The 22334-nt window shown below is 66.0% G+C and carries 17 protein-coding genes; 13 read left to right on the forward strand and 4 right to left on the reverse strand.

What is annotated here, in order from left to right; genetic code table 11:
* Positions 1-30: 30 nt before the first annotated feature.
* The 7 genes from KQ307_RS14340 to purF all read left to right on the forward strand — a co-directional run bounded on the left by KQ307_RS14340 (position 31) and on the right by purF (position 10283).
* Positions 31-1956, forward strand: a complete 1926-nt coding sequence (locus KQ307_RS14340; RefSeq protein WP_259702672.1) for an AarF/ABC1/UbiB kinase family protein — start codon at positions 31-33, stop codon at positions 1954-1956.
* Between the two features lie 33 nt (positions 1957-1989).
* Positions 1990-2574, forward strand: a complete 585-nt coding sequence (locus tag KQ307_RS14345; RefSeq protein ID WP_259702639.1) for an alpha/beta hydrolase — start codon at positions 1990-1992, stop codon at positions 2572-2574.
* 140 nt (positions 2575-2714) lie between these two features.
* Positions 2715-3773 (forward strand): threonine synthase, encoded by a 1059-nt coding sequence (gene thrC, locus KQ307_RS14350; RefSeq protein ID WP_259728404.1) that lies wholly within the window; start codon positions 2715-2717, stop codon positions 3771-3773.
* 486 nt (positions 3774-4259) lie between these two features.
* Positions 4260-5444, forward strand: coding sequence for a DNA polymerase III subunit beta (gene dnaN, locus KQ307_RS14355; protein ID WP_259728405.1), 1185 nt, complete (start codon positions 4260-4262; stop codon positions 5442-5444).
* Between the two features lie 4 nt (positions 5445-5448).
* Positions 5449-6300, forward strand: a complete 852-nt coding sequence (locus KQ307_RS14360) for an RNA methyltransferase (protein ID WP_259728363.1) — start codon at positions 5449-5451, stop codon at positions 6298-6300.
* Between the two features lie 75 nt (positions 6301-6375).
* The gene (purL, locus tag KQ307_RS14365; RefSeq protein WP_259728364.1) at positions 6376-8748 is read left to right on the forward strand and encodes a phosphoribosylformylglycinamidine synthase subunit PurL; all 2373 of its coding nucleotides are present in this window, start codon (positions 6376-6378) and stop codon (positions 8746-8748) included.
* A 104-nt stretch (positions 8749-8852) separates the two neighbouring features.
* Positions 8853-10283 (forward strand): amidophosphoribosyltransferase, encoded by a 1431-nt coding sequence (gene purF / locus KQ307_RS14370; protein WP_259702626.1) that lies wholly within the window; start codon positions 8853-8855, stop codon positions 10281-10283.
* A 2-nt stretch (positions 10284-10285) separates the two neighbouring features.
* Here the strand turns inward: purF and KQ307_RS14375 are convergent, their stop codons facing one another.
* From KQ307_RS14375 to queG, 3 genes are all read right to left on the reverse strand, one after another.
* Complete coding sequence (locus KQ307_RS14375; RefSeq protein WP_259702625.1) at positions 10286-12757, reverse strand: DNA topoisomerase (ATP-hydrolyzing) subunit A; 2472 nt, start codon at positions 12755-12757, stop codon at positions 10286-10288.
* A 77-nt stretch (positions 12758-12834) separates the two neighbouring features.
* Positions 12835-13752: a tetratricopeptide repeat protein gene (locus KQ307_RS14380; protein ID WP_259702624.1), complete on the reverse strand. Its 918-nt coding sequence runs from the start codon at positions 13750-13752 to the stop codon at positions 12835-12837.
* A 26-nt stretch (positions 13753-13778) separates the two neighbouring features.
* Complete coding sequence (gene queG / locus KQ307_RS14385) at positions 13779-14747, reverse strand: tRNA epoxyqueuosine(34) reductase QueG (protein WP_259728365.1); 969 nt, start codon at positions 14745-14747, stop codon at positions 13779-13781.
* 31 nt (positions 14748-14778) lie between these two features.
* Between queG and KQ307_RS14390 the strand changes: the two genes are divergently transcribed.
* The 6 genes from KQ307_RS14390 to argH all read left to right on the forward strand — a co-directional run bounded on the left by KQ307_RS14390 (position 14779) and on the right by argH (position 21316).
* Positions 14779-15429 (forward strand): HpsJ family protein, encoded by a 651-nt coding sequence (locus KQ307_RS14390; RefSeq protein WP_259702622.1) that lies wholly within the window; start codon positions 14779-14781, stop codon positions 15427-15429.
* A gap of 78 nt (positions 15430-15507) precedes the next feature.
* On the forward strand, positions 15508-16260 hold the full coding sequence (locus KQ307_RS14395) for a DUF502 domain-containing protein (protein ID WP_259702621.1): 753 nt from the start codon (positions 15508-15510) through the stop codon (positions 16258-16260).
* 30 nt (positions 16261-16290) lie between these two features.
* The gene (gene nusB, locus KQ307_RS14400; RefSeq protein ID WP_259702620.1) at positions 16291-16902 is read left to right on the forward strand and encodes a transcription antitermination factor NusB; all 612 of its coding nucleotides are present in this window, start codon (positions 16291-16293) and stop codon (positions 16900-16902) included.
* Positions 16903-16917: 15 nt separating this feature from the next.
* Positions 16918-18381 carry a signal recognition particle-docking protein FtsY gene (gene ftsY, locus KQ307_RS14405; RefSeq protein WP_259728366.1) on the forward strand — a complete coding sequence of 488 codons (1464 nt, stop codon included), beginning with the start codon at positions 16918-16920 and terminating at the stop codon, positions 18379-18381.
* Between the two features lie 75 nt (positions 18382-18456).
* Positions 18457-19830 (forward strand): PP2C family protein-serine/threonine phosphatase, encoded by a 1374-nt coding sequence (locus tag KQ307_RS14410; protein ID WP_399235176.1) that lies wholly within the window; start codon positions 18457-18459, stop codon positions 19828-19830.
* A 37-nt stretch (positions 19831-19867) separates the two neighbouring features.
* On the forward strand, positions 19868-21316 hold the full coding sequence (gene argH, locus KQ307_RS14415) for an argininosuccinate lyase (protein WP_259702618.1): 1449 nt from the start codon (positions 19868-19870) through the stop codon (positions 21314-21316).
* 7 nt (positions 21317-21323) lie between these two features.
* Here argH and dusA read toward each other — a convergent pair whose 3' ends face one another.
* A complete protein-coding gene (gene dusA, locus KQ307_RS14420; protein ID WP_259728367.1) occupies positions 21324-22331 on the reverse strand; it encodes a tRNA dihydrouridine(20/20a) synthase DusA in 1008 nt (335 codons plus the stop codon).
* Positions 22332-22334: the final 3 nt, after the last annotated feature.

Here is a 22334-nt window from a genome sequence, read left to right on the forward strand (position 1 = left end):
TTAGAAGAGGGGGAAGTGCCGCTCTCCACGATGGTTCGCTCCGATCCCGGGGCCACCCCCCCGCCCGAACTCAGCGACTTCATCGAGGCGGCGGGCCTGCTGAGCTACGACCCGGAGGCGATCAGCCGCATCTACGCCGGCCACCCCCAGCGGCTGTTCAGGCGGCTCTGGCAGACCCTGGTGCCGATCGGACTGTTTCTGGTCGGGGTGGGTTTCGAGCGCTTCACCGGTCTGCTGGCCAACCCGGAACGGGCGCGGGCGCGGGCGACCGAATGCGCCGATCTGCTGGCCAGCCTGGGGCCAGCCTTCATCAAGGCGGGACAGGCGCTCTCCTCCCGCCCCGACATCGTTCCACCGGTCCTGCTGGAAGCACTGGCTGAACTGCAGGATCAGCTGCCGGGCTTCGACAGTGCCCTGGCCATGGCCTGCATCGAGGAAGACCTCGGCGCCCCGGTGGAGGAGATCTTCGCCGAACTCGATCGGGAACCGATTTCAGCGGCCTCCCTCGGCCAGGTTCACCGCGGCCGGCTCCTGAGCGGGCAGGCCGTTGCGGTCAAGGTGCAGCGACCGGGCCTGCGGGAGCAGATCACCCTCGACCTCTACATCGTGCGGAACATCGCCGCCTGGCTGAACCGCCATGTCCGGTTGATCCGCAGCGATCTCGTCGCCCTGATCGATGAGCTTGGCCAGCGGGTGTTCGAGGAGATGGACTACCTCCATGAAGCCGACAACGCCGAAACCTTCGCCCGGCTGCACCGCCACAACCCCCGCATCGCCGTACCGGCGATCTACCACCAGGCCACCAGCCGACGGGTGCTGACGATGGAATGGATCGACGGCGTCAAGCTCACCAATCTCAAGGCGGTGGAAGCACTGGGAATCGATCCCGATGAGATGGTGCGGGTGGGGGTGAACTGCAGCCTGGAACAGCTGCTGGAGCACGGCTTCTTCCACGCCGATCCCCATCCAGGCAACCTGCTGGCGATGGCGGACGGCCGACTGGCCTTCCTGGATTTCGGCATGATGAGCCAGGTGAGCCGCGAATCCCGCACCGGGCTGATCCAGGCGGTGGTTCACCTGGTCAATCGCGACTTCGACGCCCTCTCCACCGACTTCGTCACCCTGGGATTTCTCGGCGAACAGGTGGACCTGCGCCCGATCGTGCCCGCCTTCGAGACGGTGTTCGGCCAGGCCCTGGAGATGGGGGTGAGCCGGATGGATTTCAAGGCCGTCACCGACGACCTCTCGGGGGTGATGTATCGCTTTCCCTTCCAGGTTCCGCCCTATTACGCCCTGATCATCCGCTCGCTGGTGACCCTCGAGGGCATCGCCCTGAGCGTGGACCCTGAGTTCAAGATCCTCGGTGCCGCCTACCCCTATTTTGCCCGGCGCCTGATGGAGGATCCCGATCCCGCCCTGCGCCGCAGCCTGCGCGAGATGCTCTTCGAAGGCGACGACTTCCGCTGGCAGCGCCTGGAGAACCTGATCAGCAGCGCCTCGCTCCAGGATCAGCTCGATGTGGAGGGCCTGCTTGATCAGGTGCTCGACTTCCTGTTCTCACCCAGGGGAGGGATGCTGCGCCAGCAACTGGTGGACGGTCTGGTGGACCGGGTCGATGCGATGGGCTGGAAGGCGTTTCAGAACCTGGGCCGCCGCCTGCCGAAGCGGCTTCAACCACCGGGGCTGCGGGCCCCCCAGCGGCCCTTGCCGCTCGAGGATCCACTGCTCGGCCTGGAGCCGATCGCGCCGTTGCTGGAGATTCTCCGCGCCCTGCCTGGTTTCGAGCCCCAGCTGCTGCTCAACCGGCTGCCGCGGCTGCTGGCGGAACCCGACCTCCGCCGCATGGGCCTGCAGGTGGCCCAGGGCCTGGCCGAGCGCAGCGTCGTGCGGCTGCTGCGGGATGTGCTGGTGGCCCCTGACCTCCGCCTCAGTGCCGGATTTGCTCCTGCTCAGTAACTTCTAGAGTTCCGCATCGAACCGGAGCGATCCTTGGCCAGAAGCTCGAAACTCTGGGGAGCCCTGCTGGGACTCTCCCTCGGCATCGCCGCGCCTGGCCTGCAGGCCGCTGAGCAGATCGTCCTGGTCAGCGGTGCTTTCCGCCGCTCGATTCCGGTCGCTGATCTCGCGCACCTGGCTGAAACGGGTGAAGCGCGCGGCTTGCTCGGCAACCTGCTGAGCGTGAGCCGTCAGAACCCTGCTGAAGTCTCCAAGCTGCTCAACCAGCAGGTGACCCTTCCCCTGGTGCTCACCAGCCGATTGCTGACCACCCGGATCGGTGAGGCCCTGCTGGAGCGGCTGGCCCGCATCATCGCCCCGCTCGGCGCACCTCAGACCGGTGTGGCCGCCCTGCGCTCCGCCGTGATCGTCGGACTCAATGACGGCAAGGGAAGCCTCACAGCCGTCGGTTTTCTGAAGGCCTATCCCGTCAATGAGCTGGCGATCAGCATCCCGGCACTGGTCAGCCTGGCCAGCAAGGCCAGTTCGATCTCCGATCTGGTGCGCTTCTTCTCCGAGTCCCCCCTGGACGGGCTGCGCAGTGAACCGGAAGCCAAGCCAGCCCCGAAAACGCCCTGAACGGAAATGCCCTGAACCCCAGGGTCGTGGCAACGGGCTCTGGTTCCCGCTTCAGGACGGGCGCGTAGATTCGACGCAGCTCCTTCGCTGCCATCGTGCCCGTGCTCTCCGCTCTCAGACGTCTGGGCGCGAAGCCAACGATGCAGGACTGGCCAGGTCTGATCGAGGCCTATCGCCGCTGGCTGCCGGTCAGCGACAGCACCCCGGTTGTCACCCTGCGGGAGGGTGCGACACCCCTGATCCCTGCCCCGTCGATTGCGGCGCGGATCGGCCGCGGCGTGCGGGTGTTCCTCAAGTACGACGGTCTCAATCCCACCGGCAGCTTCAAGGACCGGGGCATGACCATGGCGGTCAGCAAGGCCAAGGAGGCTGGTGCGGCGGCGGTGATCTGTGCCAGCACGGGCAATACCTCAGCCGCTGCCGCCGCCTATGCCCGCCGCGGCGGGATGCGGGCCTTCGTGCTGATCCCGGATGGCTACGTCGCCCAGGGGAAGCTGGCCCAGGCCCTGGTGTACGGAGCCGAAGTGCTTGCGGTGAAGGGAAATTTCGACCGGGCCCTGGCGATCGTGAGGGAGGTGGCCGATCGCTATCCCGTCACCCTGGTGAATTCACTCAATCCCTTTCGGCTGCAGGGCCAGAAAACCGCCGCCTTCGAGGTGGTGGATGCCCTCGGTGAAGCCCCCGACTGGCTCTGCATTCCAATGGGCAATGCCGGCAACATCAGCGCCTACTGGATGGGATTCCAGGAGTACCAGGCGGCCGGCCACAGTCGGCTGTTGCCCCGGATGATGGGTTTTCAGGCCAGCGGCTCCGCGCCGCTCGTGCTCGGCCACACCGTTGAGCAGCCGGACACCATCGCCACGGCGATCCGGATCGGCAACCCGGCCAACCGGGAAAAGGCCCTCAAGGTGCGGCAGGAAAGCGGAGGCGCCTTCCACGCCGTGAGCGACCAGGAGATTCTGGAGGCCTACAAGCTGCTGGGCCGCGAGGAGGGCGTGTTCTGCGAGCCGGCCAGCGCGGCGTCGGTGGCCGGCCTGTTGCAGCAGGCCGACAAGGTGCCAATCGGAGCCACGGTGGTCTGCGTGCTCACCGGCAACGGCCTCAAGGATCCCGGCACCGCCATCGACAACAGCGACGGTGTGTTTCATGCCGGTCTGGCACCCGAAGTGGCTGTGGTGGCAGACGTGATGGGCTTCTGAGCCCAGTCCCTCCAGACCTCCGGCCCAAGCAACTTTTCAGCCAACACGATGCCGGTGAGGCCATGCTTGAGCCCCACCAGATCGTGGATCCAGCAGCAGAACTGTCTCATTCGAGGCTGTGAAAAACAGCCTCCCCAACGGGGAAAAGAAGAAGAGATCCACTCAACCTGAACGAACAACTGATTTTCACAGGCTGAAGAATCTGCGGAAAACAAGAAATTGGCATCCAATTGTCAGGGCTTCTCCCCACTGCTGATTCTTGAAGTTCCTTCGTACAACATGGTTTTGGATGTTTTTCACATTTTCCACACCCCCTACGACTACTTGTTCTAAATTCTTACTGTTAACTATTAATCCAGATAGAAATTAGCTGGAAAAGTGAGGATCGGTTGGGCAGCTGCGGTTTCCTGCCGTTGCGGAATGGCCGCTGTTGTGGAAGCGTGGTGGGGCCCTCCAGAGGGCTTCCTTTCCGGAGATGGCAACACCATGAAGCTGGTCTGTTCCCAGAGCGAACTGAGCGCCAGCCTCCAGCTGGTCAGCAGGGCTGTTTCGGCCCGGCCGACCCATCCGGTTCTTGCCAACGTGCTGCTCACGGCCGATGCCGGCACGGGGCGGCTCAGTCTCACCGGCTTTGATCTCAGCCTGGGCATCCAGACCAGTCTTGCTGCCTCCGTGGAAAGCAGCGGAGCGATCACCCTGCCCTCGCGCCTGTTCGTCGAGATTGTTTCCAGGCTGGCGGCCGACAGTCCGATCACGCTCAGCTGTGAGGAGGGGCAGGAGCAGGTGGAGCTGACCAGCCGCTCCGGCAGCTACCAGATGCGGGGGTTGTCGGCGGAGGATTTTCCTGATCTGCCGCTGCTGCAGACCGGTGCCCCGATCCGGTTGAACGTGGACGCCCTGGTGCGGGGGTTACGGGCCACCCTGTTCGCCAGCAGCGGTGATGAAGCCAAGCAACTGCTCACAGGGGTGCATCTGGATTTTGAGCGTCAGGGTCTGGAATGCGCCGCCACCGATGGTCACCGCTTGTCGGTGCTGCGTCTGGAGAACGCCGCCCAGCCCGGTGCTGCTCCGGCGGAAGGCAGCCCTGAAGCCGATCTGGAGGTCGAAGTCCCTTTGGAAGGCTTTTCCGTCACCGTTCCGGCCCGCTCCCTGCGCGAGCTGGAGCGGTTGCTCTCGGGCCGTCAGTCGCAGGAGGCGGTGAGTCTGTTCTGTGATCGCGGTCAGGTGGTGTTTCTCTGGGCCGACCAGGTGCTGACCAGCCGCAGCCTGGATGGCACCTATCCGAATTACCGCCAGTTGATTCCCACCAGCTTCAGCCGGACCCTGGAGCTCGACCGCCGAGGCTTCATCACTGCCCTGGAGCGGGTGGCCGTGTTGGCTGATCAGCACAACAACGTGGTGAAGATCAGCAGCGATCCGGCCGCTGGCCGCTTGGAGATCAGTGCCGATGCCCAGGATGTGGGCTCCGGTTCCGAAGACCTCGCCGCCGTGGTCAACGGTGAGGCGATTGCGATCGCGTTCAACGTTCGCTACGTCCTGGAGGGGCTCAAGGCGATGACGGCCGATCGGGTGGAGCTGCGCTGCAATGCCCCCACCACGCCGGCGGTGCTGGTGCCGGTGGAGGATTCCAGCTTCACCTATCTGGTGATGCCGATCCAGATTCGCAGCTGATTCCGTGGCCCTCCCCCAGGAGCTTCTGCTCAGTGATCTCCTGAAATTGCGGGTCCGTTGTGACCAGGGACTCGAGCACGGCGCCGGCCTGGTCGGCTGGATGCATCCGCCGGTTCACCGCCTGCTGGGTTGGGCGAGCAAACCTTCGGCCTTCGGTGGCAGGCGCCTGGTCTGGAGGCTGAATCAGCTGCGCGGCCTCAGCGAGCTCGAGGCCATGGTCGATGGAGAGCCGGCCGAAACCGATCAGAGCATCCTCGATGGTTTGCCGACCCTGTTCGAGGCGGCCCTGACCGGAGCCGAGGGGACCGTGCTCGGCTCCGTTGTGGATGCGGCAGTCGAGCTGCGCACGGGCCGCATCCTCCACTATCTGGTGGCACGCAGTGATCCCCGCCTGCCGGGCAGCAGCCGCTGGAGGCTCACGCCGGAACGCATCGTTGATCAACAACCGGGTCGGGTGGCCACCGCCCTGGTGGGTCTCGACGATCTTCCCCTGGCCCGCTCCAGTGTGCGCCAGCAACTGCTGCGCCGCTCCCGCCGATGGCGCGATCAGGTCAGCGAGGAAACCAGTCGGTTGCGCGGTCAGTTTCAGCAGGTTGGGGATCGGTTCGAGGAGCGATTGGAGGGCTGGCTTGAAGAGCCCCCCTGGCAGGAAGCGGGCGAGGATCCAGCCGATTCCCGCCGTTGGGATGAACCGGAGTTCCCGGAGCCGGAGGATCGTCGTTCCCGCCGACCCCGGGATCTTGATCCCCTCGACGACTGGGAAGAGATCGACTGGCCTGAACCCGAGCCACCGGATGCTCGGCCGGATGCCCGACCGCGGCAACGGCAGGACCCGGAGCCTGACCCCTGGGTGTGAGACCTGGAGTGAGCCATCGGGCCCGGCCCGGGATCCGCCCTCGGTCAGACTGAAGGTCCTTTTGACGGCCGTGTCGTGCTTGCCTCCAAGCCTTTTTCGGTTGCCGAGGCCCTCGGCAAGGAGGGCCTGAGCCAGGCCGACTACGACGAGATCGTCCGGCGGCTGGGCAGGGAGCCGAATCGCGCTGAGCTGGGCATGTTCGGGGTGATGTGGTCGGAGCATTGCTGTTACCGCAACTCACGGCCCCTGTTGCGCGGTTTTCCAACCACCGGCCCCCGCATCCTGGTGGGACCCGGTGAGAACGCCGGCGTGGTGGATCTGGGTGAAGGCCAGCGGCTCGCCTTCAAGATCGAGAGTCACAACCACCCTTCGGCGGTGGAGCCCTTCCAGGGAGCGGCTACAGGGGTGGGCGGAATTCTCCGTGACATTTTCACGATGGGGGCCCGGCCGATCGGCCTGCTCAATGCCCTGCGTTTCGGTCCGCTCGAGGACGAGCGCAACGTGGGCCTGATGGAGGGGGTGGTGGCCGGCATCGCCCACTACGGCAACTGCGTGGGGGTGCCCACGGTGGGCGGTGAGGTGGCATTCGATCCCAGTTACTCGGGCAATCCCCTGGTCAACGCCATGGCGCTTGGCTTGATGGAAACCGAGGAGATCGTCTGCTCCGGCGCTGTGGGGGTTGGAAACCCGGTGGTCTATGTGGGCAGCACCACCGGCCGCGATGGCATGGGAGGCGCCAGCTTCGCGTCGGCGGAACTGAGTGCGGCCTCGCTGGATGATCGCCCCGCCGTGCAGGTGGGGGATCCATTCCTGGAAAAGGGGTTGATCGAGGCCTGCCTGGAGGCGTTCAAAAGTGGAGATGTGCTGGCGGCCCAGGACATGGGCGCCGCCGGACTCACCTGCAGTTGTTCGGAGATGGCGGCCAAGGGGGGCCTGGGGATCGAGCTCGATCTCGACCGGGTGCCGGCCCGTGAAGCGGGAATGACCGCCTATGAATTCCTGCTCTCCGAGTCCCAGGAGCGGATGCTGTTCGTGGTGAAGGCGGGCCGTGAACAGCTCCTGATGGATCGCTTCCGGCGCTGGGGCCTGCAGGCCGCCGTGGTCGGACGGGTGCTCCAGGAGAACGTGGTGCGGGTGTTGCAGCACGGCGAGCTGGCAGCCGAAGTGCCGGCCAGTGCCCTTGCTGACGACACCCCGATCAATCACCACGAGCTGCTGAGCGAGCCACCGGCCGAGATCCAGGGCCACTGGTGCTGGAGCGAGGCCGAGCTGCCCGCTGTAGGGGCCGCCGGCATCACCCCTGACAGCGGCCCAAGGGCCGGCCAGTCCCTGGGCTGGGCCGAGGTGCTCGAGGCGTTGCTCGATGACCCCACCATCGCCAGCAAGCGCTGGGTCTACCGCCAGTACGACCAGCAGGTGCAGGCCAACACCGTGCTGCTGCCGGGCGGTGCCGATGCGGCGGTGCTGCGGCTGCGGCCCCAGGAGGGGGTTGCGACCCTCCTGACCAGTCGGCGTGGGGTGGCCGCCACGGTGGATTGCCCCAACCGCTGGGTGGCGCTGGATCCGGAGCGCGGCGCGATCGCGGCGGTGGCTGAGGCGGCTCGCAACCTCAGTTGTGTCGGGGCTGAACCCCTGGCTGTCACCGACAACCTCAATTTCGCCTCACCGGAGACACCAGCCGGCTACTGGCAGCTGGCGATGGCCTGCCGCGGCCTGGCCGAGGCGTGCCAGGCCCTTGAGACGCCCGTCACCGGTGGGAATGTCTCCCTCTACAACGAAACCCGCCTTGGCGATGGCCGTCTCCAGCCGATCCACCCCACCCCGGTGGTGGGCATGGTGGGTCTGGTTCACGATCTCTCCCAGGTGACCGGCCTCGCCTGGCGTCAGTCGGGGGACACGATCTGGCTGCTTGGCGTTCCCCTCGAAACAGCGGATGGGGCCGAAGAGGATCGCCTCGGCCTTGGCGGCAGCAGTTACCTGGAGTGCATCCATGGTCTGGCCACCGGGCGTCCACCCCGCACCGACCTGGTCCTGGAGAGGAGGCTGCAGGGTCTGCTGCGGCAGGCGATCAGCCGGGGCCTGGTGGCTTCCGCCCATGATCTCAGCGATGGTGGCCTGGCGGTGGCTGTGGCCGAGTGCTGCATCGCGTCAGGGCTGGGGGCCCAGCTGATTCTGCCGGCCGGTGCCAGCCGCCTCGACCGTCTGCTGTTTGCCGAGGGTGGCGCTCGTGTGCTGGTCAGCGTGTCGGAGAGGCAACTCCCGGCCTGGCAGCACCTGCTCAGTGCGTCCGGGGAGGGTCCGGTTCCGGCGATGCGGCTGGGCCAGGTGGAGGGCGATGGTCGGCTGGCCATCACCCTGGCGACGCAACCGGTGCTGAACGCCGAGGTGGCCACACTCGCCGCTCTCTACGAACAGGCCATTCCGCGCCGTCTGGCTGTCTCAGCCTGAGGCACAATGCAGGCAGCAATCTCAAGGTGAACGGGCCTGTGGTTTCTGCGCACCCCAGGCATCACCGGTCCAAGCGGGCTGATCCCCCTGAGCGACCCGACCGCATGGAGGAGGCCTGCGGGGTGTTTGCCGTCTATGCACCGGGCCAGCCGGTGGCCAATCTCACCTATTTCGGTCTTTACGCCCTGCAGCATCGCGGCCAGGAATCAGCCGGGATCGCTGTGTTCAATGGCGCCAGGATCAGGCTGCACAAGGACATGGGCCTGGTCAGCCAGGTGTTCGACCAGGATGTGCTCGAGCGGATGCCGGGCGAGCTGGCCATCGGCCACAACCGTTATTCCACAACGGGCAGCAGCAAGGTCTGCAATGCCCAGCCGGTGGTGCTGATGACCCGGCTGGGTCCCTTTGCACTGGCCCACAACGGCAACCTGGTCAACGCCGCTGAACTGCGGCAGGCCCTGAGCCACCTGGCTGCCGAGTTCACCTCCACGACGGATTCCGAGCTGATCGCCTTCGCCCTCCAGGAGGCGGTGGATGGCGGCAAGGGCTGGGATGCCGCGATCGAAGCGGCTGTGAGTCAGTGTCGTGGTGCCTTCAGCCTGGCGATCGGCACGCCAGAAGGCTTGTTCGCCCTCCGGGACGGCTATGGCGTTAGGCCGCTGGTGTTCGGCCACCTGGGTGAGAAACACCAGGGTCAGTGGGTGGTGAGCAGTGAGAGCTGCGGCCTGGATATCATCGGCGCCTCCTATGACGGTGACATTGCACCTGGTGAGCTGATTCATTTTCAGGCTGGTGAATCGGTGCCGAAGCGGCGGCTCTGGATTGAGGAGCCCACCAAGCTGTGTGTGTTTGAAATGATCTATTTCGCACGCCCTGACAGCCGTTTCTTCGGTGAATCTCTTTACAGTTATCGGCACCGCATCGGGGCGCTGCTTGCCAGGGAAACCAACGTGGAAGCAGATATCGTGATCGGGGTTCCCGATTCAGGTATACCGGCCGCGATCGGTTTCTCCAAGGCCAGTGGCATTCCCTATGCCGATGGGTTGATCAAGAACCGTTATGTGGGCCGCACGTTCATCCAGCCCACCCAGGCGATGCGGGAGGCCGGGATCCGCGTCAAGCTCAATCCCCTCCCCGATGTGCTCGAAGGCAAGCGGGTGGTGGTGATCGACGATTCGATCGTGCGCGGCACCACCAGCCGCAAGCTGGTTCAGGCCCTGCGTGATGCCGGTGCCACCGAGGTGCACATGCGGATCAGCTCTCCGCCGGTCACCCACCCCTGCTTCTACGGCATCGACACCGATAACCAGGAGCAACTGATCGCTGCCCGGCTCACCCTCGAGGAGATCACCAGCCATCTTGAGGTGGATTCACTGGCCTATCTCAGCCAGGCAGGGATGCTGGAGGCTGCCCACGATCACGCCTCTCATTTCTGTACGGCCTGTTTCGATGGCAATTACCCAATCCCGATGGATGAGGAGATCCGCTCCAGCAAACTCATGCTGGAGCCATCGGGGATTGCCGCCACAGTCTGAGCTCAGTTGTTCGGGATTGACACCAGCAGTGGAACCAGCCCCTGAACGGTTTCGCCTGGCTTGAGGGGGAAACTCTGTCCTGAGCCCTGGCAGTCCTGCCGCTCCAGATCCTCCACCCGCAACCGGAAACTGCGGCCACTCGATACGGACGCTGCCACCACTGCGGTGGCAGCAGCCTGCAGGTCGACAAGCGCGGCGTCGCGTCGCTCGAAGTGCAGACCGATCTGGCCGAGATCACCCCGCGCGCAAAGGCGCAGGCTCTCGTGGCGCAGGCGTTTGATCTGGCCGAGGCTGCTGGCCAGCAGCAGATCGGAGCTGGCGGCTCCACAGGCTGCCCCGACGATCTCCTCCCCAGGCAGCAGTCTCATCAACAGGGGGCCCTGGGCGGTCTTGCCCATCAGCGGCAGGTTGGCCTCGTTCACTGCCAGGCGGAGCATCCGGCCGGTGCTGCTGGCCACCACGAGCTCTTCGCCTTCCCGGCATTCCACCACCCGGCAGAGCCGGAGGCCATCTTTCAGTTTCAGCACCGTCGCGGCGCGGCCGGAGAGGTCGAGGAACGATTCGATCGGCAGTCGCTTGAAGCGGCCATCGCTGCTGAGCAGGCCCAGGCTTTTCCGGGGTTCCTGCTCCAGGGGCAGCAACTGGACCACCGCATCACCGGCCAGGCTTTCGGGCAGGAACTTCTCAAGGCCACCGGTTTGCTGGGCAGCGAACTCCCAGCGCAGCAGCGCCACCCGGCCACTGGAGGTGAAGGCCAGCAGGGCCGGTTTGCTGCTGATCGGCAGGATCAGTCGCGCCGGTGCCGGATGGTCGCCGATCGGGGTCGGCTCATCGAGATGGAGGCGCCCGAGCATCTGGGCGCCCACCACCCGCAGCTGGCCGTCGGTCTGGATCAACAGACGTCCGTCGGGGGGGAGGGCGTTGAAGGCCTGGTGACGCTGCAGTTCGGTGGTGGGTCGGTTGGCAGCGGCGCGCTGGGCCACCAGCTCATCGCCGCCGCTCACCAGCCTGGTGCGCCGCGGGGTGGCGTAGCGCTTCTTGAGGCCGCGCAACTCCAGCACCATGGCGTCGAGCAGGGACTGGCGGTTATCGAGCAGGTGGCGCAGCCGCTCCCGTTCCTCGGCCAGTTCAGCGGCCTCCTTGCGCAGGCCGTCCTGCTCCAGGCCGGTCAGGCGGCGCAGGGGCATGGCCAGCACAGCTTCCGCCTGGCGCTCGCTCAGATCCAGATGAACCTGCAGGCTGGCCTTGGCGGCGGCGGCATCGCTGGCAGCCTGAATCCGCTCGATCACCTCAGGCAGGGAGTCGAGGGCCCGGATCAGACCTTCCACCACCTCAAGCCGGTCTTCCGTGCGCTTGAGAGCGTGGCGGGTGCGTCGGATCAGCGTGTGTTCCCTGTACTCAAGGAAGTGCTGAAGCAGTTGGCGCAGGTTGAGCTGGCGGGGCTGGCCGTTGACCAGGGCCAGCAGGATCGCGCCGAAATTGCTCTGCAGGGCGGTGCGGCGCTGCAGTTCGGCCAGCACCTTCTCCGGTTCCCCGTCCCGACGCACTTCCACCACCACCCGCATGCCATCACGGTCGCTTTCGTCGCGGATGTCGGCGATGCCGCCGATCTTGCCGTCGTTCACCTGTTCGGCCAGTTTCTCGATCCAGCCGGCTTTGCTGAGCTGGTAAGGCAGCTCGGTGATCACCACGGCGCCGCGCCGATGGCGGCCCTTGCCGGGCTGCACCTCTTCGATATGGGCGACCCCCCGCATCGGGATGCTGCCGCGGCCGTTGAGGTAGGTGTCGCGCACGCCGCTGCCGGTGAGCACCTCGCCGCCGGTGGGGAAATCGGGGCCGGGCACCAGCTCCAGCAGCTTCTCGTCGCTGAGCTCGGGTTTGCGGATCAGGGCGATCAGCGCCTCCACCACCTCGCCCAGATTGTGGGGCGGAATGCTGGTGGCCATGCCCACCGCAATTCCTGTGCAACCGTTCAGCAGCAGAAAGGGGAGCAGTGCCGGCAGCACCGTCGGCTCCTGCTGTGAGGCATCGAAATTGGGGGCGAAATCGACCGTGTCGCTGCTGATTTCGTTTAACAGCCCCTCGTTGGCGATCGGGGCCAGACGGATTTCGGTGTATCGCATCGCTGCCGGCGGATCGTCATCGACAGAGCCGAAGTTGCCGTGGCCATCGAGCAGGGGATGGCGGCTGGAGAAGGTCTGGGCCAGGCGCACCAGGGCGTCATAGACGGCCTGGTCGCCGTGGGGGTGGTATTTGCCGAGTACGTCTCCCACCACCCGGGCACATTTCCGGTAGGGCCGATCCGGGGTGAGGCCCAGCTCCTGCATGGCGAACAGGATGCGCCGCTGCACCGGTTTGAGCCCATCGCGGACGTCGGGAAGAGCCCGCCCCACGATCACGCTCATGGCGTACTCGAGGTAAGAGCGCTGCATCTCCTGATGCAGGGAAATCGGCAGAACGCGCTCCTCAGCCATCCGGGTCTGGAGTCTCAGGGCGGAAGGGTTTAAGCCTACAGATCCCGTCCGGGCCGATCTCCCGGCGGCAGCCGGGCCTAGCTGTCGTCGTCGCCCGAGCTGGCCGTACCGGTGGCATTGGCGTTGGCCCGATCGACGGAGCCTTTCAACTCAGGCTGGCTGAGCAGAGTGCTGGTGCTGCTGCGCAGGCGGCTGCCCCAGAGCTGTTCCTTCTGAAAGGCGTCGAGCACATAGTTGGGTTCGATCGCCAGGGCGGCGCTGGCCAGCTGCCTGGCCTCTTCTAGCCCGGCCGGGCTGGCGTTGAGGGCACTGGCCAGGGCCAGCATCGGCTCCGCCGCCCTGGCGTTGATCCGCAGGCAACGGCGCCAGCGCTCGATCGCCTCTTCGCGGCGGCCGAGCTCGTAGAGCACCAGCCCCTGATTGTTGATCGCTTCCCAGAAGTCCTGGCGCAACTCCGTCGCCCGTTTGAAGGCCGTCAGCGCACCGGTGGAATTGTTCAGCAGCAGATGGGCGTTGCCAAGATCGAAATGGGCACCGGCGTTCTTGCCATCCAACCGGATTCCCTGTTCCAGCAAACCGACGGCTTTCTGCGGCTGCCCTTCCCGCAGGGCGAGCGACCCTTCGGCGAACCAGATGCCCGGATTGCCCGGATCGAGCTGCTTGGCCTGGGCCAGGGAAAGGCTGGCCTGCTTGGCCTGATTGCTGCGCAGCTGGGCCTCCGCCAGCAACACCCAACCCCGGGGATCGTTGGGCAGCAGTTGCACGGTGAGGCTCGCCAGCCTGGCGGCGTCTTCGGCCTGGCCGAGCCGCAGCAGCCGGCTGGCCGCCTGGGCGATGCCCAGGCCCGCCGATTCCAGCTCCTGCGAGCGGGGCAGGTAGACATATGGAACCACGGCCAGGGCCGGAGCCGTTGCCGCCACAGCTGCCGACAATCCTGTGGCCATCGCCAGGGCAATGGGCGCAGCCGCCAGGATGTCCAACCAGCGCGGTGCCATGCCAGGAAATCCATTGATCAACCAGCCTAGGCGCCAGTTCTGCCAGCGCTGGCCAGGAGATTGCGGCGCCACATCCAGGGCTTGATCCGGCGCAGGGTTGAGGCGCGCAGACGCTGATCCCAGTCGGAATCGCTCCAGTTGATCGCTTCCTCCGCCTTCAGATTCAGCAGCCAGGGTCGAGGTTGCAGGTCCGCATCGGTGCTGCTGACCAGAGGTTGGTGGTTCCAGGGGCAGACGTCCTGGCAGATGTCGCAGCCGGCTACCCAAGGCCCCATGGCGGCACTGATCGCCGCTGGCAGAACAGGATCCCGGTTTTCGATCGTGTGGAAGGCGATGCAGCGGCGGGCATCCACCACGAAGGGTTCGGGGATGGCCCCGGTCGGGCAGGCGTCGAGGCAGCGATTGCAGCTGCCGCAGAGCGGTTCGGCCGGGCTGTCAGCCGGTAGCTCCAGGCTGGTGAGCAGGTGACCGATCAGAAACCAGGAACCATGCCGTCGGTGGATCAGGTTGCCGTTCTTGCCGATCCAGCCCAGGCCGGCCTGCTCGGCCCAGGCCTTGTCCAGCAGAGGCGCGCTGTCGACACAGGCTCGCCAGCGCACCCCCGGTACCTGCCCCTCCAGCCAGCGCCCCAGCTGGCGGAGACGACCATCGATCAGCCGGTGGTAATCGCGGCCCCAGCCGTAGCGGGCGACGGCCAGGCTGCCGGGCACCCTCTGCATGGCCACGTGGTAGTTGAGCCCAACGGCCAGCAGGCTGCGCACCCCTGGCAGCAGGGACTCGATCCGCTGGCGTCTTGGATCGGCCATCCAGTCCATCGAGGCCTGATGGCCAGCGGCCAGCCAGCGCTGCAGCGCCGCTGTGCGCAGCTCGATCCGTTCGCCCGCCGGCACGGCTGCGAGGCCCACCGGTTCGAAGCCCAGGGCAGCCGCCTCCCGTTTCAGCTCCCGGGCCAGAGTCAGGGCCGATGGTCCGGCCGGTTGCCCTTCTGAGCTCACCCGTAAAGTTCTCGGACAACGTCATTCTGCTGTGAGCACACCCGCCTCTGGACGCCTCGGCTACCTGTTGCGCTGGATCGGCCTCACCTTGGTGGCGCTGCTCGTTCTCCAGGTGATGGCGGTGGCTGTCCTGGGTACCTGGAGCGAGCCGGCCTTTGTTCAACTGGTGCTGGAGAGGTTGATCAGCCAGTCGCCGATGGCCTTGGTCGGTCTGCTTCTCGTGTTGTTCGGCTCCCGCCTCGACCATCCCGATCAGCCGCGCACCCCGTTGCGCTGGCTGGTCACGGTGCTTGCGGGGCTGCTGGCGGTGGCCCTGGCCGTCGCGGTGCCTCTGTCGATCACCGGCGATGGAGCCCTGACAGCCCAGACCGACCAGGCCCTGGCCGCGAAACGCAGCCAGCTGGAGATGGCCAGGCAACAGAGCAAGAATCCCCAGGTGATCGAGCAGCTGATCCGTCAGGCCGAGCAGGCTGGCCAGGTGCCGCCCCAGGCCAGCGCCGATCAGAAGCTCCAGGCTGCCCGCGGCTTCATTGATCGTCAGCTCCAGCAGATGGAGCAACAGCTCAAGCAGGAGGAAAGGGCCAGCGGTGTTGCCCTCAACCAGCGGCTTTACAGCGGCACGGCAACTGCTGTGCTGATGGCGGTGGCCTTCACCCTCGTGGCTCTGGCGGCGGTGCTCTGAGTGCGTTGCACTCCTTCCCCGCCGATGGCTGGTTAAGTTGGGGGGAGCTGTTGAATCGCCGGTCATCCGGCCCCACCGTTGGTTCAATCCAATCCACGATCGGATCAACCCCTGGCGGGACGCCTGCAGCAGGATCTCAAGAATGATCTGATTGCCGGCCTGCTGGTGGTGATTCCACTGGCAACCACAATCTGGCTTGCCACCACGGTGAGCCGGTTTGTGCTGGCCTTTCTCACCACCATTCCAAAACAGTTCAATCCGTTCAACACCCTCAATCCGCTTCTTCAGGATCTGATCAATCTGGGGGTTGGACTGCTGGTTCCCCTGTTGGCCATTCTGTTGATCGGCCTGATGGCGCGCAACATCGTGGGCCGCTGGCTGCTTGATTTCGGCGAAGGCACCCTGCAGAGGATTCCCCTGGCTGGATCGGTCTACAAAACCCTCAAGCAACTGCTCGAAACCGTTTTTCGTGATAACTCCACCCGCTTTCGCCGGGTGGTGCTTGTGGAATATCCCCGGCAGGGGCTTTTTGCGGTCGGTTTCGTCACCGGCGTGATCGGTGCCGCCGTTCAAAGCGGTTTTCAGGAGCCGATGCTGAGTGTCTTCATTCCCACTGCACCCAATCCCACCACCGGTTGGTACGCGGTGGTGCCCGAGAGCGCCGTACGGGATGTTGATCTCTCCGTGGAGGATGCCTTCCGCACGATCATTTCAGCCGGGATCGTCAGCCCTGATGATGAGCGGGCCAGCACGGCCAGCCGCAGCTTCTCCAGCCTGATCGCCCAGTTGCGTGCTCCGGTGTTTTCCTCCACTCCCCCCACCAAGGCCTGAGTTCACTCAAGCCCCTTTTCCTGTTGCTTGATGCAGAGTCGATCCGTTTCCCGAGAACTGGCCCTGCTGATGCTCGGTCAGATCCATGACCGCCTTCCCGCTTCCGACCTGCCGCTCGATGCGCTTCTGCAGCAGGCCCTCGCCAGCCTCGGCCAGCATGTGCGTGAGGCCCTCGACAGCTCCGCCCTCGATCTTCAACAGGCCCAGCAGGAACTGCTCGACAGCGAATTGATCGACGGCGAAGCCCAGTTGCCTCGGGTGCGTCGACACCTCCAGAGCGGCCTGACCCTCGCTGAGCAGGCGATCAACCGGCTCTCCGCCGGCCTTGAACTGCCCCGCTTGCTGATGCTCGCCGACCAGGAGCAGATCCGTCGCGGGGCGGTTGATCGGGCCAGGGCTGTTCTGGAGCATCGCGAGCAACTCGACCAGCAGCTCGATGGGGTGATGGAAGGCTGGCGACTGACCCGGCTGCCCCGGATCGACCGTGACATCCTGCGCCTGGCGGCCGTGGATCTGCAGCGTTTCGGAACGCCTGCGGCTGTGGCCTGCAATGAGGCCGTGGAGCTTGCCAACCGTTACAGCGACGAGCAGGGACGGCGGATGATCAACGGCATCCTGCGGCGGCTGACCACAGCCCGCTGATCGCCTGAGCAAGCCATGGTTTTCGACTGGTTCAACCGCCGGGCCGCTCCCCCCGATGCCCCTCCGGATGCGTCTCCCCCAGCAGGGCCCGAACCCGAGCAGGATGCCCAGGAACGGGACGCCAGAACGGAAGCTCCTGAAGCTGGTTCGGCCGAGCCCTCCAGCGTGATGCCGGCAGTTTCCAGCCAGCCAGCTCCTGCCCCCGACGGGGTGGATCAGGAGGCGTTGGCCTGGGCCAGGCAGGCCTACGCCCGACTGAAGGCCGAGCAGCAGGCAGCACGAGAGATCGAGCCGGCAGCGAATTTCGAACCGGAAGCACCGCTCCAACCCAGCACAGAGTCCACCAGCCCGGCTCTGTCCCTGCTGGAGCAGGCGGCGGCGGGACGTGAGCAACGGCAGGCGGAGCTTCTGGACATTGCCGTGGCGCCGCCCCCCGCCCTCGACGCTGAGGAAGCGGCGCCCAGCCTGGGCCGTTTCGATGCTGAGTTCAGCTGGTCTGCCGAGGTGCTGGCGGCCCAGGGTCTGCAGGCCGATCAGGTGTCCCTTGAGGAGATCGACTGGCTGGGACGCCTGCGCCGCGGCCTGGAGAAGACCCGTCAGGGTTTTGTCAGCCAGCTGCTTGAAACTCTCGGTGACGATCCACTCACCCCGGAGGTGCTCGATGACATCGAGAGTCTGCTGCTGCGGGCCGATGTGGGGGTGAGAGCCACGGATCGGGTGCTGGAGGCCCTGCGCCAACGTCTGAACGTGGAGGTGGTGGATCCGGCTGAAGGATTCCGTTTTCTCAAGGAACAGCTGCGCAGCCAGCTGGAGCAACCGATCAAGGCCAGTGGTCGCGAACTGCTCGCCCCGGAGCGGGATCGCCTCAACGTGTGGCTGCTGGTGGGGGTGAACGGGGTCGGCAAGACCACCACCCTCGGCAAGCTGGCCAATCTGGCCGTGCGCAGCGGCTACAGCTGCCTGATCGCCGCCGCTGACACCTTCCGTGCCGCCGCGGTCCAGCAGGTGACTGTCTGGGGCGAGCGAAGCGGTGTGGCGGTGATCGCCAACCCCAGTGCCAACGCCGATCCCGCCGCCGTCGTGTTCGATGCGATCGGCGCCGCCAAGGCGAAGGGCATCGAGCTGGTTCTGGTCGACACGGCCGGCCGACTCCAGACCAAGCACAATCTCATGGAGGAGCTTGCCAAGGTGCGCCGCATCATCGACAAGCTGGCACCGGAGGCGGCTGTGGAATCGTTGCTGGTTCTTGATGCCAGCCAGGGTCAGAATGGGTTGCGTCAGGCGATGGCTTTTGCCAGTGCCGCCGGCCTCACGGGTGTGGTGCTCACCAAGCTTGATGGCAGCGCCCGTGGTGGCGTGGCCCTGGCTGTGGCCTCGGAAGCGGAGCTGCCGATCCGATTCATCGGCGCCGGCGAAGGGATCCGCGACCTGCGCCCCTTCAACGGCTTCGAGTTCGTCGAGGCGCTGCTGGCGCGTTAGCGCTTGACGCAGCACCGGCTGATCAGGAGGTCCGCCGCAAACTTGCTACCGTTCAAAGCCAACAAGTCCATCCCGTTGAGCCGCCCGCCGAAGCCACGGGTGCCGCCCTCACCGCCGCGCCCCCACCCGTCTCTCTCGGCGGCGGTTTCGATGCGTCAACTGCTGGAGAGCCTGAGCCGGGAGCAGCGGCGGAATCAGGAGCTGCTGGCTTCGCTCGGCTTCACCCTGCGCAGCTTCACCAATCTGAGCCGCTTTCTGGAGTTGGTGCCCCTGGTGAGCTCCCGTCTGGTGGGAGCGGAGGGCAGTCTGCTGGTGGTGCTCCAGGCAGATGGACGGCTCTGGAAGGAGCAGCTGAATGGCTCCCCGCTGGAGCGCTGCTCAGACCTTCTGCGCCAGCTTGCCGACTTGGCTGATCAGCCACTCGACGCTGAACGACTGGATCAGGAGGTGGCGATGCTGCTCGGTGATGCCCCCGTGTTCGCCGCGCCGGTGGTGGCACGCAACCACACATGGGGGCGGCTTTATGTCTTTGGTTCCCACGCTGGCCTGAGCTGGAGCGAGGTGCATCACCGCCACCTCCAGCTGGTGGCGGATCTCACCGCTGTGGCCATCGAGAACGATTCGCTTCGGGAGGACAGCCGACGCCACGAACGGCTCGATCGCCAGCTCAGCACCGGTGCGGCGATTCAGGCCCAGTTGCTGCCGGACCATTGCCCCGTGATCGATGGTGTGGAGCTGGCGGCCCGCTGCCGGCCAGCCTTCGAGGTGGGAGGCGACTACTACGACTTCATTCCTACCCATCCTGAACGGCTCGGCCGCCAGCGCGAAACCTCACCCTGGGCCCTCGTCATGGGCGATGTGATGGGTAAAGGAGTGCCTGCCGGCCTGCTGATGACCCTGCTGCGGGGGATGCTGCGGGCCGAGGTGCTCAGTCGCCTGCCCCCCGACCGCATCCTCCATGACCTCAACCAGCTGGCCCAGGAGGATCTGTCCCAGTCCCACCGGTTCGTCACGCTGTTCTATTCCGATTTCGACCCTTTCACCAGGGTGCTCCGCTATGCCAATGCAGCCCATAATCCACCGCTGCTGTGCCGGCGCCAGGGCTATCGGGTTGAGCGGCTCGACGCTTCCGGGCTGCTGATCGGCCTGCAACTCGATGCCGAGTACGGCTGCGAGCAGGTGGTGCTGGAGCCCGGGGACGTGGTTCTGTACTACACCGATGGGGTCAGTGAGGCCCCCGGCCCCGGTGGAGAGCGCTTCGACGAAGGGAGATTGATCCGCAGTCTGCAGGCCGCCAGCCAGGCCGGTCTCAGCGCCCAGGACATCCTCAATCAGCTGTTCACCCGTCTTGATCGCTTTGTCGGGGTCAGTCGCCCGCTGGATGACGACGCTTCCATGGTGGTGTTGAAAGTCCGTGAGGAGGTCGCCTTGCCGACCTTCCCTGGTTGATGCGGCAAGCTTGGCGGCTGGGTCGGGACCGGCGTTGATGGCAGCAGAGAGATCCCAACCGCCCAGAGGGGTGTCCGGTGGCAGCGCCGCCGGCTGGAGTGATCGCTTCGAGCAGGGCTTGAATCCGGCGATCGAGCGCTTCAACGCTTCGATCGGTTTCGACCTGGAACTGCTGCCCCAGGATCTGGACGGCTCGATTGCCCATGCCCGCATGCTGGGCCGCTGCGGGGTGATCACGACGGCCGAAGCCGGGCAGCTGATCGAGGGACTGGAGCTGGTGAGGGCCGAAGCCGCCGCCGGCCACTTCAACCCCGGCCTCGAAGCTGAGGATGTGCACTTCGCTGTTGAGCGGCGCCTGATCGAATTGCTCGGTCCCCTGGGCAAGAAGCTCCACACCGGCCGCAGCCGCAACGATCAGGTGGGCACCGATCTGCGCCTCTGGCTCCGTCAGAAGATTGATGGCCTTGATGGCTCGCTGCAGCGCTTTCAGCTCGCCCTGCTTGGCCAGGCCGAAGCCCATGCCGACACGCTGATTCCCGGATACACCCATCTGCAGCGTGCCCAGCCCCTCTGCCTGGCCCACCATCTGCTGGCCTACGTGGAGATGGCCGAACGTGACCGACAGCGTCTCGCCGACGTGCGCCGACGGGTGAACATCTGCCCCCTCGGTGCCGCCGCCCTGGCCGGCACCCCCGTGCCGATTGATCGCCGCTCGACCGCCGCCGAGCTGGGTTTCGAGGCGATCTATGCCAACAGCCTCGATGCGGTCAGCGACAGGGACTTCGCCGTGGAGTTCAGTGCTGCCGCCAGCCTGATCCTGGCCCACCTCAGCCGCCTGGCGGAGGAGGTGATTCTCTGGGCCAGTGAGGAGTTCGGCTTCGTGCAGCTCACCGACCGTTGTGCCACCGGCAGCAGCCTGATGCCGCAGAAGAAGAACCCGGATGTGCCTGAACTGGTGCGGGGTAAGACCGGTCGGGTGTTCGGCCACCTGCAGGGACTGCTCACGATGATCAAGGGTCTGCCCCTGGCCTACAACAAGGACTTTCAGGAAGACAAGGAAGCCCTCTTCGATGTGGTGCGCACCACGCACGACTGTCTGGAGGCGATGGCGATCCTGATCGAGGAGGGCATCAGCTTCCAGCCGGAACGCCTGGAGCAGGCTGTGGCGGCGGATTTCTCCAACGCCACCGATGTGGCGGACTATCTGGTCGCCCGGGGCGTGCCGTTCCGGGAGGCTTACCACCTGGTGGGCGGGCTGGTCAAAACCTGCCTGCTGGAGGGCCTGCTGTTGCGGGATCTGCCCCTGGATCGCTGGCAGGGCCTCCATCCCGCCTTTGAAGCCGATGTCTACGCAGCGATCGAACCCCGCCAGGTGGTGGCGGCCCGGCGCAGTGAAGGGGGCACGGGGTTCAGCCAGGTGCGCGACCAGTTGCGGCTCACCCGGTTGCGGCTGGGCGCCGGGCCGCAGCCCCTCGCCCCTGGTTGATCCCTGCTCAGAGTCCCTGCTGCTCCAGGGCTGCCGCCGCCTGCTCGAGCACCTCGGGGCCGGCGTTTCTGACTGCCGCCGCTTCTCCCAGGCGTCGCCGCCAGTGGCGTGCTCCCGGCACCGCTTCCACCAGATGCACCAGGTGGCGTGCGATCGGCCAGAGCCTGCCGCCGCCTTCGCACCAGCGGCTGACATAGGGGATCAGGCCCCGCAGAACCGTGGAAGCCGATGCCGCTGGCCGGCTGGTCACGCCGAACAGATCCCGGTCCACCCGCCCCCAGCGCAGGGGGTGGTCATAGGCGGCCCGTCCCACCATCACCCCGTCCACCAGCTCCAGCTGGGCCTGGCAGGCGGCCAGCTCCAGCAGGCCGCCGTTCAGTTCGAAGAGGAGCCCGGGTCGCTCCCGCTTGAGCCGGTGAACCAGGTCGTAGCGAAGCGGAGGCACGCTGCGGTTCTGCTTCGGGTCCAGGCCCGAGAGCCAGGCCTTGCGGGCATGGACGCTGAAGCGGGCGGCGCCGGCGGCGGCCAGGGTGTCCACGAACTGGAGCAGTTCGGCGTAGGAATCGCGGTCGTCGATGCCGATCCTGTGCTTCACCGTCACCGGCAGGGGACCGCTGGCCATGGCCTCCACACAGCGGGCCAGGTGGGCGGGTTCGGCCATCAGACAGGCTCCGAATCGGCCCTTCTGTACCCGTTCACTGGGGCAACCCACGTTCAGGTTCACTTCGTCGTAGCCCCAGGCCGCAGCCAGCCTGGCCGCCTCGGCGAGCAGGCTGGGATCGTCGCCGCCCACCTGCAGGGCCAGTGGCTTCTCGCAGGGGTCGAAATCAAGCAGGCTGTCCCGGCGGCCGTGATGCAGGGCCTGGGCTACAACCATTTCGGTGTAGAGCAGGCTCTTGCGGGTGATCTGTCGCATCAGCACCCGGAAGTGCCGATCGGTGCAATCCATCATCGGCGCCACACTGAAGCGATAGGCGGCCGCTGTGGCCGCCGGTTGACCGTGCCTCTCTGCCATCCC

This window comes from Synechococcus sp. CS-1326 (genome assembly GCF_025128115.1).
Lineage (GTDB): Bacteria > Cyanobacteriota > Cyanobacteriia > PCC-6307 > Cyanobiaceae > Regnicoccus.

What these genes read in the sequence shown, in the direction of transcription:
- dnaN (WP_259728405.1), top strand. Translation starts at nt 4,260, where the DNA reads ATGAAGCTGGTCTGTTCCCAGAGCGAACTGAGCGCCAGCCTCCAGCTG.
- ftsY (WP_259728366.1), top strand. Translation starts at nt 16,918, where the DNA reads ATGGTTTTCGACTGGTTCAACCGCCGGGCCGCTCCCCCCGATGCCCCT.
- dusA (WP_259728367.1), bottom strand. Translation starts at nt 22,331, where the DNA reads ATGGCAGAGAGGCACGGTCAACCGGCGGCCACAGCGGCCGCCTATCGC.
- KQ307_RS14340 (WP_259702672.1), top strand. Translation starts at nt 31, where the DNA reads ATGGTTCGCTCCGATCCCGGGGCCACCCCCCCGCCCGAACTCAGCGAC.
- purF (WP_259702626.1), top strand. Translation starts at nt 8,853, where the DNA reads ATGGAGGAGGCCTGCGGGGTGTTTGCCGTCTATGCACCGGGCCAGCCG.
- argH (WP_259702618.1), top strand. Translation starts at nt 19,868, where the DNA reads ATGGCAGCAGAGAGATCCCAACCGCCCAGAGGGGTGTCCGGTGGCAGC.
- KQ307_RS14380 (WP_259702624.1), bottom strand. Translation starts at nt 13,752, where the DNA reads ATGGCACCGCGCTGGTTGGACATCCTGGCGGCTGCGCCCATTGCCCTG.
- thrC (WP_259728404.1), top strand. Translation starts at nt 2,715, where the DNA reads ATGCAGGACTGGCCAGGTCTGATCGAGGCCTATCGCCGCTGGCTGCCG.
- nusB (WP_259702620.1), top strand. Translation starts at nt 16,291, where the DNA reads ATGCAGAGTCGATCCGTTTCCCGAGAACTGGCCCTGCTGATGCTCGGT.
- KQ307_RS14375 (WP_259702625.1), bottom strand. Translation starts at nt 12,757, where the DNA reads ATGGCTGAGGAGCGCGTTCTGCCGATTTCCCTGCATCAGGAGATGCAG.